Consider the following 15,202-nt stretch of genomic DNA (forward strand, 5'->3'; position numbering starts at 1 on the left):
CGCTTCCAGCGCCGGTTGATCTGGTAGAATCCGCGCGTTCGGTTCACGTTTCCGGTTCATCCTCTATGCAGCTGCTGCAGTTCGCGCTGGCGCTGGTTCTCACCGCCGGTCAGCAGGCACCCCCCGCTGGCTTCACCGCACTCTTCAACGGCCGGGATTTGAGCGGCTGGCGCGGGAGGCAGCAGGACTACAGTCCGTATGAGGAAGCGACGCTCTCGAAAGATGCGCTCGCAGCGAAGCAGGCCGCGTGGAACGCCGATCGCGACCAGCACTGGCGCGTCGACACCGACGCGCATGAGATCGTCTCAGACGGCCACGGCGTCTTCCTCGCCACCGACAAGGACTACGGCGATTTCGAGCTGTACCTCGACTGGAAGATCGTGGCGCACAACGGCGATTCAGGCGTCTACCTGCGTGGATTCCCACAGGCCCAGATCTGGGATCCCGACAATCCGGTCGAGGTGAAGAACGGCGCCCCGAAGGGATCCGGCGGCCTCTGGAACGACAACCCCGACAACCCCGGCCGGTGGCCGATCGTCAAGGCCGACAACCCGATCGGGCAGTGGAACACGTTCCGGATCCGGATGGCCGGAAACCGCGTCTGGATCTGGCTCAACGGCCAGCAGACCGTCGACGGGCAGACCCTCGACAATTTTTTCGACCGCGCGAAGCCCGTGTTGCCGGCCGGCCCGATCGAGCTGCAGACGCACGGATCGGAGATCCGCTTCCGCAACGTCTATGTCCGCGAAATCCGCGGCAGCGGGCAACGGCCGTGAGGCTCGGTCGCGCGCTGCTCTTCGTGTGTCTCGCCGGGCTCGTGGCGAGCGCCCAGGAGCGCACGCGACGCTTCTACGTGACGGCGCTCGACGACAGCGACGCCGCCGTCACCGATCTCGCGGCCGGCGACGTCTCGGTCAAGGAAGGCGGCCGCGTCCGGCCGGTGGCGCGGCTCGAGCCGGCGCGCGATCCCATGTCGATCGCGATCATCGTCGACGACAACGGCACCGGCATCTTCCGCGTCGGGGTCGGACGATTCATCGAATCGCTGCTCGGCCGCGGCGAGTTCGCGGTGAGCGTCGTACGCGGTCAGACAGTCAAGCTCACCGACTACACCAGGGACACCCGCCTACTCTCCGAAGCCGTCGCCCAGTTGAGCGCCCACCCGTCGACCAACGACGGCAACCAGCTCCTCGACGGGATCACCGGGGCGGCGCTGAACCTGGCGAAGCACAAGGCCGTCCGCCCGATCATCCTGGCCCTCACGGTCGGCGGGGACGACGTCACGCCGATGCAGCCGGAGGACGCGCTCGACGATCTGCGCAAGAGCGGCGCGCAGCTCTACGTCGTCTCGATGCTCAGCTCGGCGCTGCGCCCCACCGTCCCGACCGGCCGTCCGGCCGATCTGCTCAACGAAGGCCACGCGCTCAAAGCGGTGATCGGCGATGGTCCGCAGCGCTCCGGCGGCCACCGCGAAGACATTTCGGCCATGGCGGGCGTGGACACGCGACTGCAGCAGCTCGCGATGCAACTCAAGCAGCAGTACCTGCTCGAGTATTCGCTCGAAGGATCGAAGCTGTCCAAGCGGGTCGAAGTGAGTACCAGCCGCAAGAACGTCACGCTCCGCGCGCCGAGCTACGTTCCAGACAGGCTGTAGCCTCCAGCAGAGAAAAAGGCCGGCGGAAATCCGCCGGCCCTTTCCTGTTCTACGCGGGCAGTGTCAGTGACTGCCCCCGATAGTGTCTGCCATGCATGCACCTCCCGGCCGCGACCAGATATGGTTACCGCCGCTCGAAACCGCGGGGCGTGGTCGCTAGGAGCCTTTTTTTCGCGCCGTCACACCTGCGACGACGGTGATTCCACGATACCACGGCGCGCAAGCGGCCGGCCCTGACCGCCGGGCGTACAATGGAGACTCATGGCCGGCACAGAGCGCCAGACTGGCGACGAGGTCCTCGAGCGAACCCGGCAGGAAACGAAGAAACCCGAGCTCTTCAAGGTCCTGCTCCTCAACGACGACTACACCACCATGGATTTCGTCGTCGAAGTCCTCGAGAGCGTGTTCAACAAGGCGCCGGCCGAGGCGTATCGGATCATGATGGCGGTGCACACCCAGGGTCAGGGGCTGTGCGGCGTGTATCCATTCGAAGTCGCCGAAACCAAGGTCGGCGCCGTCGTCGACCTCGCCCGCGCCCAGGGGTTTCCGCTGCGTGCCACAATGGAGCCAGAATAGAAGGCACGAAGGAAGGCGAAGGAGCGAAGGAACAAGAGCGGCGAAGGAACCAGGGCGCGAAGGAACAAGACGCGAAGGACCGGACGCGAACGGACGTGAAGAACAGGACGCGAAGGCACAGTGTTTAGCCCGGCTCTCGAAGTAATTCTCACGGTCGCCTACCGCGAAGCAGCGGCGCGGCGGCATGCGCACCTGACGCTGGAGCATCTGCTCTATGCGCTGGCGCACGATCCCGACGGCGAGCGCATCCTCGCCGCCTGCGGCGCCGATCTGCCGCAGCTCCGCCGCGACCTCGACAAGTACCTCGACGAGCACATCGAGCAGTTCTCGCGCGGGCAGCAAAAAGAGCCCGAGCAGACGATGGCGTTCCGCCGGGTGCTGCAGACGGCCGTGCTGCACGTGCAGAGCGCCGGCCGGCAGGAAGTGCAGTCGGGTGACGTGCTGGCGGCAACGCTGCAGCAGTCGAAATCCTACGCCGCGCAGCTGCTCGCCGGGCAGGGGGTGACCCGCCTCGACATTCTCGAGTACATCACGCACGGCATCAGCAAGATGCCGCCGGCCGCCGGCGGCGCCTCCGGCACCGACGCCGATGAAGGGACCGGGGACGCCGACGCCGGCGCGGGCGAGCGCGGCGCCGCGGCGTCGCGCGATCCACTCGCTGCGTATGCCATGAACCTGACCGAACGCGCCCGCGACGGCGCGCTCGATCCGCTGATCGGCCGGACCGCCGAGTTGCAGCGGACGCTCGAGATCCTCTGCCGCCGCCGCAAGAACAACCCGGTCTTCGTCGGCGACGCGGGGGTTGGCAAGACGGCGCTCGCCGAAGGACTGGCGACGAGGCTGCTGCGGGACGACGTGCCCGAGGTGCTGCAGGGAGCGGAAGTGTTCTCGCTCGACACGGCGGCGCTCCTCGCCGGCACGCGGTTCCGCGGCGATTTCGAGGAACGCTTCAAGGCGGTCGTCAACGCGCTGGCCAAGCGCCGCCTGCCGATCCTCTTCATCGACGAGATCCACTCCACCGTCGGCGCCGGCGCGACGACCGGCGGCACGATGGACCTCGCCACCCTGATCAAGCCGATCCTCACGACCGGTCAGCTGCGCGTCGTCGGATCGACGACCCACGAGGAATTCAAGCACATCGAAAAGGACCGCGCGCTCGCCCGCCGGCTGCAGAAGGTCGCCATCGACGAACCGTCGATCCAGGAGACGGTGCGCATCCTGCAGGGGCTGCGTTCGCGCTACGAATCGCACCACCACATCAAATACGCCGACGAGGCGATCGAGGCCGCGGCGAAGCTGGCGGCTCGCCACCTGCGCGACTACAAGCTGCCCGACAGCGCCATCGACGTGCTCGACGAAGCCGGGGCGCGGGCGCGCCTCGGCGCCGCCGGAGCGGAGCGAGGCCAGGGGGCCCCCGCGAGCGACGGCGTAGGGGGGTCTGGCGGGGCGAAGCCCCCCACCCCAATGATCGAGGTGGCGGTCCCGCAGATCGAAGAGGTCGTCGCGCGCATGGCGCGCATCCCGGCAAAACAGGCCTCATCGTCGGACCGCGATCGGCTGCGCACGCTCGAGGAATCACTCGGCCGCGTGGTGTTCGGCCAGGAGGAAGCCGTCAAGCTCGTCGCGATGGCGATCAAGCGCTCCCGCGCCGGCCTCGGGCAGCCGGATCGTCCGGCCGGCGCGTTCCTGTTCTCGGGTCCGACCGGCGTCGGCAAGACCGAGCTCGCCAAACAGCTCGCGCTGCATCTCGGCAACGAGTTCCAGCGCTACGACATGAGCGAGTACATGGAGAAGCACGCCGTCGCCCGGCTGATCGGCGCGCCTCCCGGCTATGTCGGCTTCGAGCAGGGCGGACTGCTGGTCGACGCGGTCCGCACGCATCCCTACAGCGTCGTCCTGCTCGACGAGATCGAGAAGGCGCACCCCGACATCTACAACATCCTGCTGCAGGTGATGGATCACGCGACGCTGACCGACAGCAACGGCCGCAAGGCTGACTTCCGCCAGGTCGTGCTGATCATGACCTCGAACGCCGGCTCGCGCGAGATGAGCGCCGGGACCCTCGGGTTCGCCGGCGCGCCGCCCGAGGGTGGGGCCGATCAGCGGCAGCGCGCCGCGCAGTCGCGGTCGAAGGCGGCCATCGAGCGCATCTTCAGCCCGGAGTTCCGGAACCGCCTGGACGCGATCGTCAACTTCAAGCCGCTCACGGCGGACGTGATGGAGACGATCGTCGACAAGTTCATCATCCAGCTCGAAGAGCAGCTCGCCGAACGGCGAATCACGATCGCGCTGCTGCCCGAGGCGCGCGAGTACCTGGCGCGCAAGGGGTACGACCCGACCTTCGGCGCGCGGCCGCTCGGCCGCGTGATCCAGAGCGAGGTCCGCGACCGGCTCACCGACGAGATCCTGTTCGGCGCGCTGGAGCGGGGCGGCACGGTCACGATCGGCCACGACGCCGGGGCGCTGACCTTCGCGTTCGTGCCGGTGGCTACGGCCGGCGCCTGAGCCATGTCCGACGACCTCAACATCCCCGTCAAAGTCGTCGATCGGCGCCGCTGGCGCGAGAACGGCGAAGCCAATCCTGACGCCGCCGACCAGCCGTCGCTCAAGCCGACCTACGTCGAGGAGCTCGAGCGGCGCGCCGCGCAGGCGGAACAACAGGCGCAGGAATTCCTCGGCAAGTATCGCGGCGCCGCCCAGGAATTCGAGGACGCGCGCGCCCGGATGCGCAAGGAAGTGGCGAAAGACGCCGAGCGCAGCCGCCGCGAGGTGTTCATCAGCCTGCTCGAGGTCCTCGACAACCTCGATCGCGCGATCGAGGCGGCTCGCAAATCGGGGACGCCGGGATCCGACGTGCTGCTGCAAGGCGTCGAGATGGTCCGGCAGCAGTTCCTGGCCAAGCTCGAAGGGTTCGGTGTGAAGCGGATCGCCAGCGAGCACGAGCCTTTCGATCCCGAGCTCCACGAAGCGGTCACGACCGTTCCAACGCCCGACGCTGCCTCGGACGGACGCGTTCTCGGGGTCATCGCCCACGGCTATCGCATCGGCGACGACGTGCTGAGGCCGGCGCTGGTCGCGGTCGGCAGGAAGACCGACGGAATCGACGGCTGAGCTCGGCGGTTTAACTTTCCGCGTCCGGCAGCGGTCTACTCGATTGAGGAGATCGAACGCCGTCATGTTCATGTCATGCACACGCAGGGTCGCAGCTGGGCTGGTGCCGCCCGCGCCGTACGGCGTCGAAGGGCATCGGCGGTAGTCCGATAATCAGGCGATGCGGCAGGTCTCCGTCATCGGCCTTCTCGCCGCCGCGTTGATCGCGGGGGGCGGCGGCGTGTCGGGCCGGACGGCTCCGTTCACGCGCGCCGACCTGCGCTGGCTCGGCCGCGTGACCTTCGGGGTCGACAGCCAGATCGTGGGGTCGTACCGCAAGCTCGGACGCGAGAAATTCCTCGACGCGCAGCTGCATCCACCCAAGGACGATCCCGGCGGGCTGCACGCGGCGATCGCGGCGCTGACCATCTCGCAGAAAGGGGCCGACGCGCGCGTCTTCGAGATCCGTCAGGAAAACCAGCGGATCAACGCGCTCGGGTCCGACGAGGAGAAGCAGAAGGCGCGGATGGCGCTCAATCAGGCCGCCAACCTCGCCGTCTACGAGACGGCGCGGCGTCACCTCATGCGTGCGATCGACTCCCCCTGGCAGTTGCGCGAGGAAATGACCTGGTTCTGGATGAACCACTTCAGCGTGTTCTCGGGGAAGGGCAACGTCCGCTACACGCTCGCCGACTACGAGGAGCAGGCGGTCCGCCCCCACGCCCTCGGGAAGTTCCGCGATCTCGTGCTGGCCACCGCAACGTCGCCGGCGATGCTCGAGTATCTCGACAACGCGCAGAGCGCCGCCAATCGCATCAACGAGAACTACGCGCGCGAACTGATGGAGTTGCACACGCTCGGCGTCAGCGGCGGCCCGAGCGGATCTCGCTACACGCAGCAGGACGTGCAGGAACTGGCGCGGGTGCTGACCGGCCTCGGGCTGGCGGCGACGCCGCAGCCGCTGAAGCTCGGGCCGCAGCTGGCGCCGCTCTACGTGCGGCAGGGACTGTTCGAGTTCAATCCGTCGCGCCACGATCGCAACACGAAGACGGTCCTCGGCGAAAAGATCGCCGGCAAGGGCATGGACGAAGTGGAGACCGCGGTCACGCTGCTCTGCCGGCAGCCGGCGACCGCCCGGTTCATCAGCGCGAAGCTCGCGACCTATTTCGTCGCCGACGATCCCCCGCCCGCGCTCGTCGATCGCATGGCGCGGACGTTCGAGAAGACCGACGGCGACATCGCCGCGGTGCTGCGGGTCATGTTCCTCGACAAGGAGTTCCTGGCGGCGCTCGCAGACGACGCGGGCGGGCATCGCGAGCGGGCGACAAAGTTCAAAGATCCGATGACGTTCGTCGTCTCGTCGGTCCGACTCGCCTATGAAGACAAGGCGCTGACCAACTATCACCCTCTTGTCGGCTGGCTGCAGCAGCTCGGCGAGCCGTTGTACGGGCGGGTGACGCCCGACGGCTATCCGCTGGGCGAAGCCGCCTGGACCAGCTCGGGCCAGATGGTCCGTCGCTTCGAGATCGCGCGCGCGATCGGCAGCGGCAACGCCGGACTCTTCAACAACGAGGACAATTCTCCGGGCACGGCAGCCGGCTTTCCGATGCTGACCTCGCGCTTCTACTACGACGCGATCGAACCGTCACTCGGACCGCGCACGCGTGCCGCGCTCGGCAAGTCCAACTCGCAGCAGGAGTGGAATACCGTATTGCTCGCGTCGCCGGACTGGATGGAACGGTGAGGAGGATCTTATGACGCTCTCACGCCGGAGCCTGCTCAAGCTCGCGCTGGCCGGTGCCGCGCACCCGCTGTTGCCCGTCCGCGGCATCGTGTCGCAGGCGTTCGCCGCGCCGGGAGCGGCTGACGCGAAATTCCTGCTGGTGTTCCTGCGCGGCGGCTACGACGCGGCCAACGTGGTGATTCCGGTGGGAAGCCCCTTCTATTACGAGTCACGCCCGACGATCGCCCTGCCGAAGCCCGACCCCGTCAATCCGCTCGCCGCCGTCGCGCTCGCGCTGCGGGACGGTTCCGCCGCGTGGGGCCTGCACCCGGCGCTCAAGGACACGATGCTGCCGCTCTGGGACAAGCAGCAGCTCGCGTTCGTCCCCTTCGCGGGCAGCGACGACCTGACGCGCAGCCACTTCGAAACGCAGGATAGCGTGGAAACCGGCATGCCGGTGGCGGCGCCCGGCGCGACGCCGCACAGCTACGGATCGGGATTCCTCAATCGTCTTGCCGCCACGCTCGACGGCGCCACGCCGGTTTCGTTCACCGACGGCCTGCCGACGGTGATGACCGGACAGGTCGTCGTGCCGAACGTGTCGCTCAAGGGCACCGGACGCTCCCCGTTCGACAACCGTCAGATGGCGATCCTTGCCGGCATGTACGAAGGCACGCGCTTCGAGCCGCTCATCGCCGAGGGCTTCGACCTGCGCAAGACCGTCGCCGAGCAGGCGGAGATGATGAACACCGGCAGCATGGCGGCCGAGATGCAGGCCGCCAACTGTAACGCGATCACCGCCAAGGGCTTCGAGCTCGAGGCGCGGCGGATGGCCGGCCTGATGAAGGACAAGTTCGACATCGCGTTCATCGACGTCGGCGGCTGGGACACGCACGTCAACCAGGGCAACGGTCAGGGCCAGCTCGCCAATCTGCTGCTCAGCCTCGGCCAGGGACTCGCCGGGTTCGCCGAGCAGATGGGTCCCGCGTGGTCGCGGACGGTGGTCGTCGTGATCTCGGAGTTCGGCCGCACGTTCCGTGAGAACGGCACGCGCGGCACCGATCACGGCCACGGCAGCGTCTACTGGGTCCTGGGGGGCGCGGTGCAGGGCGGACGGCTGGCTGGCGAGCAGGTCGCCGTGACACCGCAGGGGCTCAACCAGAACCGCGACTGGCCGGTGACGACGGAATACCGCGCCATGCTGGGCGGCCTGTTCCGGCGCATCTACTCGATGGACACCGGCCGGCTGTCGCAGGTCTTCCCCGATGCGGTACCGCGCGACCTGGGCTTGATCTGATCGCCCGGTGCATAATCGGCGGCGTGCGCCGCGTCGCCTTGCCGAGCCTGGCGCTCGTCTGCCTGTTCGCGCCGACTCAGGCATTCGCCCAGTCGGTCGCCTGGGTTCGCACCGATCCGCTCGTCCTGCCGTCGACGGCGACCGGCACGGTCCGCTTCGAGGCGGCCGTGAGCGGCAGCCCGTCCCGGGTATCACTGGCACTGACGGCCGGCAGCATCGATCTTCATGACGATGGCAGCAACGGGGACGCGAACGCCGGCGACGGCGTCTTCACCGTCACTGTTCCGGCATCGACGGTGGCGGCGCAGATGCAGCCTGACGACGTGCAGCGCGTGTTCGTCGGCTTTCTCGACGTCTTCGGCGGCGCCACCCGGGTCCTGCGCGCCAACGTGTTCGTCGACGTCTACACGCCGGACATCCCGCAGGTCCCGATCGCGGTGCTGGCCGGCGATGTTCAGGCAACCGATCGTCTCGTCAACGTGGTCGATAGTGCATTTCTGACCGACGGCAACGTAAAGCGAATCGCGCAGACCTTCTATCGCTACTACAGCGACAGTTTCGACTTCCTCAGCATCGTCTCGACTCCGTCGCGCTTCCAGAATCGCAGTCACGCGACGGTGAGCAATGGCGTGCAGGGGATCGGCGAAACCCGCATCGACACGTCGGCCGAGTACCGCTCATCGGGCCGACTTCTCGGATATTCGAGGTTTCCGGTTACGAGCTTGTACGACGGCGCCAGCGTCGGCTATTCCCACGAGACCGCGCACCAGTGGGTGAACTTCCTGAACTTTGCGCCATACGCCTCCGGCATTCCGCACTGGCCGGTATCGTCGATGGCGACTGGAGTGATGGGCTTCAGCATCGGCGGCAGCGGCGGCGAGGGAGGCTCGTTCCCATGCCGCATCGTCGACGACGGAACGACGGTGCAGTTGTTCGGCCTACCGCAGACGGAGTCGCCGGTCTTCAACGATGTCGACCTCTATCTGATGGGTCTGCTGCCCGCATCGGCGGTGCGCCCACAGGTGGTGTTCACCGGCGTGACGTCTCCTCCCTCGTGCACCGGCCAGGTCTACGCCGGGGCGGTCGCGCGGGTCGGCGTCGATGCCATCGTCGCCGGGGCCGGTCAGCGGGTTCCCGACGCGTCGACGTCGCCGAAGCAGTTCCGCGCCGCGACGATTCTCGTTTCGCGTGACGGCCTCGTCAGCAGCGAGACCATGTGGCTGTACTCCTGGCTCACGGCGCGCGCCGAGCTGCAGGCGTCGGCGCCGATTCACGAGGGCCTCGTCAAGGCGATCGGCAACCCGTTCTTCGTCGCGACCGGCGGGCGCGCGTCGATCGATACGCGGCTGGTCGACTCGGCGGACTTCTCGCTGCAGCCGGCGCAGGCCACGGTGACGGTGCCAAAGGGCACGCCGGCGACGTTCCGCATCAGCGTGCTTCCGACGCACGCGTCGTTCGACCAGCCGGTATCGCTGGCGTGCGGCACGCTGCCGTCGCCTCTAGCGTGTGCGTTCGAGCCCTCGCAGGCCACCCCTGGCGCGGCGGGAGCCGACGTGACGTTGACGGTGACGACTGCCGTTCCGGTCGAGGCGAGCGCGGCTGCGCCGATCGGGGCGTTCATCACCATCGTGGCGCTGGCGCTCGCAAGCGCGCGTGCCCGAGTGCGGGTGACAGTGCCCGCGATCGCCGCGCTGATCGTCGCCGGATGCGGCGGAGCCAAGACGCCCTCGCCGCAGCCGGCACAGCCGGCGCCAGCTACCTCGACGACCTACACCATCGCGGTCACCGGCACGTCGGGATCGTTGCTGCACTCGACGAACCTGACGCTGACCGTGCAGTAAGACCGTCGCAGGACGAGGCGACCGCGGCGCGGGGTACCGCGTTGCGGCGATCAGCGGCCGGGCACCCACGCCATCCCGTCGGGCCCTCGCCCGGTGTCGATCGTCCGTACGACCGTGAGCGTCTTCAGATCGACGACCGCAATGTGGTTCTCGGCGTTGACGGCCACGTAGGCGTAGCCGCCGTCGGGCGGCATCAGGATCCCTTCGCTGCCCTTGCCCGCCGGGATCTTCTTCGTCACCGTGCGCGTGCCGACGTCGATCACCAGCACTTCTCCCGCCTCGTCGTCACTGATCAGCACGGTCTTGCCGTCCGGCGTGAATTTCAGGCGGTTCGAAACCTTCGTGTGTACGTCGATGGTCTCGATGACCTTCTTCTGGTCGAGATCGACGATCGAGACGCCGCCGTCGCGTGAGTGGGCGGCCCACACCTGGCGTCCGTCAGGCGACACGTCGAACCCTTCCGGACCGCGTCCGACCGCGACGACCGCTTCGTTCCACGCCAGCGCGTTGGCGCCGCGCTCGTAGATCGTCAGGCTGTTCGATCCGATGTTGCAGGTCACCATCTTCGTGGCGTCGTGATTCACCCAGATCATGTGCGTGCCGGCCTGGCCGCTGCCGAGCAGCCAGTCGATGGTGTTGGAGCCGGGATCGTAGCGACCGATGATGCGATTGGTCTCCGCGGTGAAGTAGAGGCCGCCATTCCGGACGAACAGCCCGTGCGGACGCCGCAGCGGACTGACGTCCACGCGCCGCAGCTCCTTCATCGTGGTCAGATCGATCACCGAGATCGTGCTGCCGGGCGTCTGCGCGCCGTAGTTGGCGGCGAACGCCATCCTGCCGTCTTCCGAGACCGCCGCTTCGTGCGGCGCCTCCCCGGTCGGGACGGTCCCGAGCGTCCTGCCGGTGGCGGGATCGATGACGGCGAGGGTCGCGTCATCCTTGTTCAGGACGATCAGCCGAGGCCCCACGGCGCGGCCGGGCGGCTGCAGGGCCACGACGAGCAGCAGGGCGAGGATCAGGCGGGTCATGCGGGGATCTTAGCCGGGACTGATACAATTGCGGGCTATGCCGATGTTCGAGTACGCGTGCCAGGGATGCGGCCGTGCATTCGAGGCCTTCGTGACGTCCGCTCGGAGTCCGGTCTGCCCGTCGTGCGGGAGCGCCGAGCTCCAGAAGCTGCTGTCGTCGCCGGGCATGGTCGGAATGGCCGGCCGCAAGGAAACCGAGGCGTTCGGCGGGTGTCGCGCGCAAGGCGGGCACTGCGGCTGTTCGCACAACCCTTCGCTCAATTAAGCGCTCCGGCGTCATCCCTCCCGGCTCCCGCGGATGACGCGGAACCGCACCGCTGGAACAAGGAGAGCATGACAATGGCCACGCCAATCGAGCAACGCGGTTACGCCCGCCCCGATGCGCTCGTCTCGACCGAGTGGGTCGAGCAGCATCTCAAGGATCCCAAGGTCCGCCTGATCGAGTCCAACGAGGACACGCTGCTCTATGCCTCGGGTCACGTCCCGGGCGCGGTACACGTCGACTGGACGTCGGACCTGAACGATCAGATTCGGCGCGACTACATCACCCGCGCCGGATTCGAGGCGCTGATGTCGAAAATCGGCGCGACCAGGGACACCACCGTGGTCTTCTACGGCGACAAGAACAACTGGTGGGCGTGCTACGCGTTCTGGGTGTTCCAGCTGTTCGGCCACACCAACGCGAAAGTCATGGACGGCGGCCGCGTGAAGTGGCTCAAGGAGAACCGCGAGACGTCGCGCGACGTGCCGTCGTATCCGGCGACCGCCTACACCTCGTCCGAGCGCAACGACGCGCCGATCCGCGCCTACCGCGCAGAGGTGCTGGCGCACCTCGAGAAGCAGGGGCAGCTCGTGGACGTGCGCAGCCCGGAGGAATACGCCGGCACGCGCATGCACATGCCCGACTACCCGAACGAAGGGGCGCTGCGCGGCGGCCACATCCCCGGCGCGAAGAGCGTCCCCTGGGCCAAGGCGATCAATGCCGAAGACGGCACGTTCAAGACGGCCGACGAACTGAAAAAGCTCTACCAGGAAGACAACAAGCTGACCCCCGAGAAGGAGACGATCGCCTACTGCCGCATCGGCGAGCGCAGCAGCCACACCTGGTTCGCGCTGACCTACCTCCTCGGCTTCAAGAACGTCCGCAATTACGACGGCTCGTGGACGGAGTGGGGCAATCTCGTCGGCGTGCCGATCGAAAAGTGACCCTCGCTTGCGAGATCGGGTGATCGGTGATCGGAGTGCCGCCCAAGCTGCAGCAGGTGATCGAGATGTTCCAGATGTTCGATCCGGCGGACCGGACGGGCATGCTGCTGTCGTACGCGGACCAATTCAAGGAAGTGCCGCCGTCGGTGGCGACGCGGCCCTTCCACAAGTCGCATCAGGTGCCGCAATGCGAGTCGGACGCCTACGTGTGGGCGCTGAAGCAGGCGGACGGCACGCTGAAGCTGTATTTCGCGGTCGAGAATCCCTCCGGCATTTCCGCGAAAGCGCTGGCGGCGATTCTCGACAAGACACTCTCAGGGCTGCCGCCCTCCGACATCGTCAAGGTCGACTGTGGCATCGTCGAGCAGATCTTCCGTCAGAACATCTCGATGGGCAAAGGCATGGGCCTGATGGCCATGGTCAACGCCGTGCAAGCCCTCGCGCGCGCGGCGTCCTAGCGAGCCTGGACACCGGGCGCAGCGGCGCAGCCGCGATATAGTCACGGGATGCGACGAATTCTGGGCGTGTTTTTCCTCTGGCTGTTGTTCGTTCCGGCGCTCGCCACCCAGGCGCCGGCTCCCCTCCGCGGATTCACGGCACCTGGCAGCGTCGCCGAGCGCGCGCTCGAAGCGACGTTCCAGGCGGTGCCCAAGCCGGAGAACGCGCGCGAATACATGCGGACCATCAGCGAGCGGCCGCACCACGCCGGCAGCCCGGCGAGCCGCACGGTGGCCGAGTACATCCAGAAGCAGGAAAAGTCATGGGGCCTCGACGCGACGATCGAGTCGTTCGAGGCGCTCATGCCCTACCCGACCGAGCGGCTGGTCGAGATGGTCGCCCCCGAGTCCTACACACTGAAGCTGGCGGAACCAGCCGTGGCCGAAGACCCCGCGTCGGAGGACCCGACCGGGCTGCCGACCTTCAACGCCTATTCCGCTGACGGCGACGTCACCGGCGAGCTGGTCTACGTCAATTTCGGCACGCCGGCCGACTACGAGGAGCTCGCCAAACTCAAGGTCGACGTCAAAGACAAGATCGTCATCGCCCGCTACGGCCAGAGCTGGCGCGGCATCAAGCCGAAGGTGGCCTACGAGCACGGCGCCGTCGGCTGCATCATCTACTCCGATCCGCACGAGGACGGCTACTTCCGCGGTGACGTGTTTCCGGCCGGCGCCTATCGGCCCGAACAGGGGGCGCAGCGCGGCAGCGTCATGGACATGCCGATCTACCCTGGGGATCCGCTGACGCCTGGCGTCGCGGCGGAGCCCGGCGTGGCGCGCCTGGATCGCAGCGCGTCGAAGACGCTCCTGAAGATCCCGGTGCTGCCGATCTCCTACGGCGACGCGTTGCCGCTGCTCAGAAACCTGAAAGGGCCGGTCGCGCCCGAGAGCTGGCGCGGATCGCTGCCGATCACCTATCACGTCGGCGGCGGACCGGCCAAGGTCCACATGAAGCTGGCGTTCGACTGGCAGAACCGGCCACTCCACGACGTCATCGTCCGCATCCCGGGCACGGAGTTTCCCGACGAGTGGATCGTCTACGGCAATCACCACGACGCGTGGGTCAACGGCGCCGCCGATCCGACGAGCGGCCAGGTGTCGTTGATGGAGACGGCACGCGGTTTCGGCGAACTGCTCAAGACCGGCTGGAAGCCGAAGCGGACGATTATCCTCGCGTCGTGGGACGGCGAGGAGTGGGGACTGCTCGGGTCGACGGAATGGGCCGAGAAGCACGCGCAGGAGCTGACCGGCAAGGCGGTCGTCTACATCAACAGCGACAGCACCGGCACCGGCTGGCTCACCGCGTCCGGCTCGCACTCACTCGAGGGATTCGTCAACGACGTCATGCGCGATCTGCCCGATCCGAAGCGGCCGGGCAAGACGCTGTTCGAGTCGAAGCTCGATCGCGTCGTGAGCCAGGCCAAAGACGAGGCGGAGAAGTCGCGCCTCAAGGCGCGCCGCGATTTTCCGATCGACGCGCTCGGATCCGGCTCCGACTACACGGCGTTTCTCGACTACCTGACGGTCGCCTCGCTCAATTTCGGCTTCGGCGGCGAAGGTGGTGACGGCGGTGTGTATCACTCGAAGTACGACTCGTTCTACTGGTACACGCACTTCTCAGACACCGACTTCGCCTACAACGCGGCGCTGTCGCGCGTGACGGGCACGCTGATCCTGCGGCTGGCCGACACCGACATCCTGCCGTTCGAGTTCACCGCGACGGCGCACACGCTCTCGGGTTATGTCGACGAAGTGGAAAAGCTCGCGAAGGAGGGGAAGGACGCCCCGGCCCTCGACTTCGTGCCGCTGCGGGCGTCGATCGCCAAGCTGCAGAAGGCGGCCGGCGCCTACAACGCGGCGATCGCCAAGGGGCGCCAACCGAAGGATCGCGAGCAGCTCGCCGAGCTGAACCACCTGCTCTTCACGAGCGAGCGGCTGTTCAAGTACGAGGCGGGCCTGCCCAAGCGCGAGTGGTTCAAGCACCTCGCCTACGCGCCCGGTTTCTATACGGGCTACGGCGTCAAGACGCTGCCAGGGATCCGCGAAGGGATCGAGCAGAAGGCGTGGGACGAGCCGAAGAAGTACATCCCCATCGTCGCGGACGCCATCTCGAAACTCGCAGCGCAGGTGGATCGCGCCGCGGCGCTGCTTCGGTGAGGCTGACGGCTGTCGCGCAGACCAATGAGGCGCAGATGGCTGTAGCGCAGACCTTCAGGTCTGCCTGAACGGCTATCGCGCAGACGGTGGTAGCGCAGACCTTCAGGTCTGCCTGAACGGCTGTCGCGCA

General features: G+C 67.4%; 13 protein-coding genes. 12 read left to right on the top strand and 1 reads right to left on the bottom strand.

Going from position 1 to position 15,202, the window contains the following annotated elements; genetic code table 11:
* Positions 1 to 65 precede the first annotated feature (65 nt).
* From VGI12_04015 to VGI12_04050, 8 genes are all read left to right on the top strand, one after another.
* Positions 66 to 776 carry a DUF1080 domain-containing protein gene (locus tag VGI12_04015; protein ID HEY2431817.1) on the top strand — a complete coding sequence of 237 codons (711 nt, stop codon included), beginning with the start codon at positions 66 to 68 and terminating at the stop codon, positions 774 to 776.
* Positions 773 to 1,654, top strand: a complete 882-nt coding sequence (locus tag VGI12_04020) for a hypothetical protein (protein HEY2431818.1) — start codon at positions 773 to 775, stop codon at positions 1,652 to 1,654. The genes VGI12_04015 and VGI12_04020 overlap by 4 nt, the downstream gene beginning before the upstream one ends.
* A 261-nt stretch (positions 1,655 to 1,915) precedes the next feature.
* A complete protein-coding gene (clpS, locus tag VGI12_04025) occupies positions 1,916 to 2,230 on the top strand; it encodes an ATP-dependent Clp protease adapter ClpS (GenBank protein HEY2431819.1) in 315 nt (104 codons plus the stop codon).
* A 120-nt stretch (positions 2,231 to 2,350) separates the two neighbouring features.
* Positions 2,351 to 4,735, top strand: coding sequence for an ATP-dependent Clp protease ATP-binding subunit ClpA (gene clpA, locus VGI12_04030; GenBank protein ID HEY2431820.1), 2,385 nt, complete (start codon positions 2,351 to 2,353; stop codon positions 4,733 to 4,735).
* Between the two features lie 3 nt (positions 4,736 to 4,738).
* Positions 4,739 to 5,341 (top strand): nucleotide exchange factor GrpE, encoded by a 603-nt coding sequence (locus VGI12_04035; protein ID HEY2431821.1) that lies wholly within the window; start codon positions 4,739 to 4,741, stop codon positions 5,339 to 5,341.
* A gap of 160 nt (positions 5,342 to 5,501) precedes the next feature.
* Positions 5,502 to 7,064, top strand: a complete 1,563-nt coding sequence (locus VGI12_04040; protein HEY2431822.1) for a DUF1800 domain-containing protein — start codon at positions 5,502 to 5,504, stop codon at positions 7,062 to 7,064.
* A 10-nt stretch (positions 7,065 to 7,074) separates the two neighbouring features.
* Positions 7,075 to 8,340 carry a DUF1501 domain-containing protein gene (locus VGI12_04045; GenBank protein HEY2431823.1) on the top strand — a complete coding sequence of 422 codons (1,266 nt, stop codon included), beginning with the start codon at positions 7,075 to 7,077 and terminating at the stop codon, positions 8,338 to 8,340.
* A 23-nt stretch (positions 8,341 to 8,363) separates the two neighbouring features.
* Entirely contained in the window at positions 8,364 to 10,181 is a 1,818-nt protein-coding gene (locus VGI12_04050; protein ID HEY2431824.1) for a choice-of-anchor X domain-containing protein, read from the top strand.
* Between the two features lie 50 nt (positions 10,182 to 10,231).
* On the opposite strand, the gene VGI12_04055 is transcribed toward VGI12_04050, so the two are convergent.
* Positions 10,232 to 11,209: a beta-propeller fold lactonase family protein gene (locus tag VGI12_04055; GenBank protein ID HEY2431825.1), complete on the bottom strand. Its 978-nt coding sequence runs from the start codon at positions 11,207 to 11,209 to the stop codon at positions 10,232 to 10,234.
* 37 nt (positions 11,210 to 11,246) lie between these two features.
* Between VGI12_04055 and VGI12_04060 the strand changes: the two genes are divergently transcribed.
* From VGI12_04060 to VGI12_04075, 4 genes are all read left to right on the top strand, one after another.
* Entirely contained in the window at positions 11,247 to 11,474 is a 228-nt protein-coding gene (locus tag VGI12_04060) for a zinc ribbon domain-containing protein (GenBank protein HEY2431826.1), read from the top strand.
* A 74-nt stretch (positions 11,475 to 11,548) separates the two neighbouring features.
* Complete coding sequence (locus tag VGI12_04065) at positions 11,549 to 12,415, top strand: sulfurtransferase (GenBank protein HEY2431827.1); 867 nt, start codon at positions 11,549 to 11,551, stop codon at positions 12,413 to 12,415.
* A gap of 26 nt (positions 12,416 to 12,441) precedes the next feature.
* Positions 12,442 to 12,873 carry a SufE family protein gene (locus VGI12_04070; GenBank protein ID HEY2431828.1) on the top strand — a complete coding sequence of 144 codons (432 nt, stop codon included), beginning with the start codon at positions 12,442 to 12,444 and terminating at the stop codon, positions 12,871 to 12,873.
* A 48-nt stretch (positions 12,874 to 12,921) separates the two neighbouring features.
* Entirely contained in the window at positions 12,922 to 15,072 is a 2,151-nt protein-coding gene (locus VGI12_04075; protein HEY2431829.1) for a transferrin receptor-like dimerization domain-containing protein, read from the top strand.
* Positions 15,073 to 15,202: the final 130 nt, after the last annotated feature.

The organism is Vicinamibacterales bacterium, assembly GCA_036496585.1.
In the GTDB taxonomy this organism is placed as follows: Bacteria; Acidobacteriota; Vicinamibacteria; order Vicinamibacterales; family 2-12-FULL-66-21; genus JAICSD01.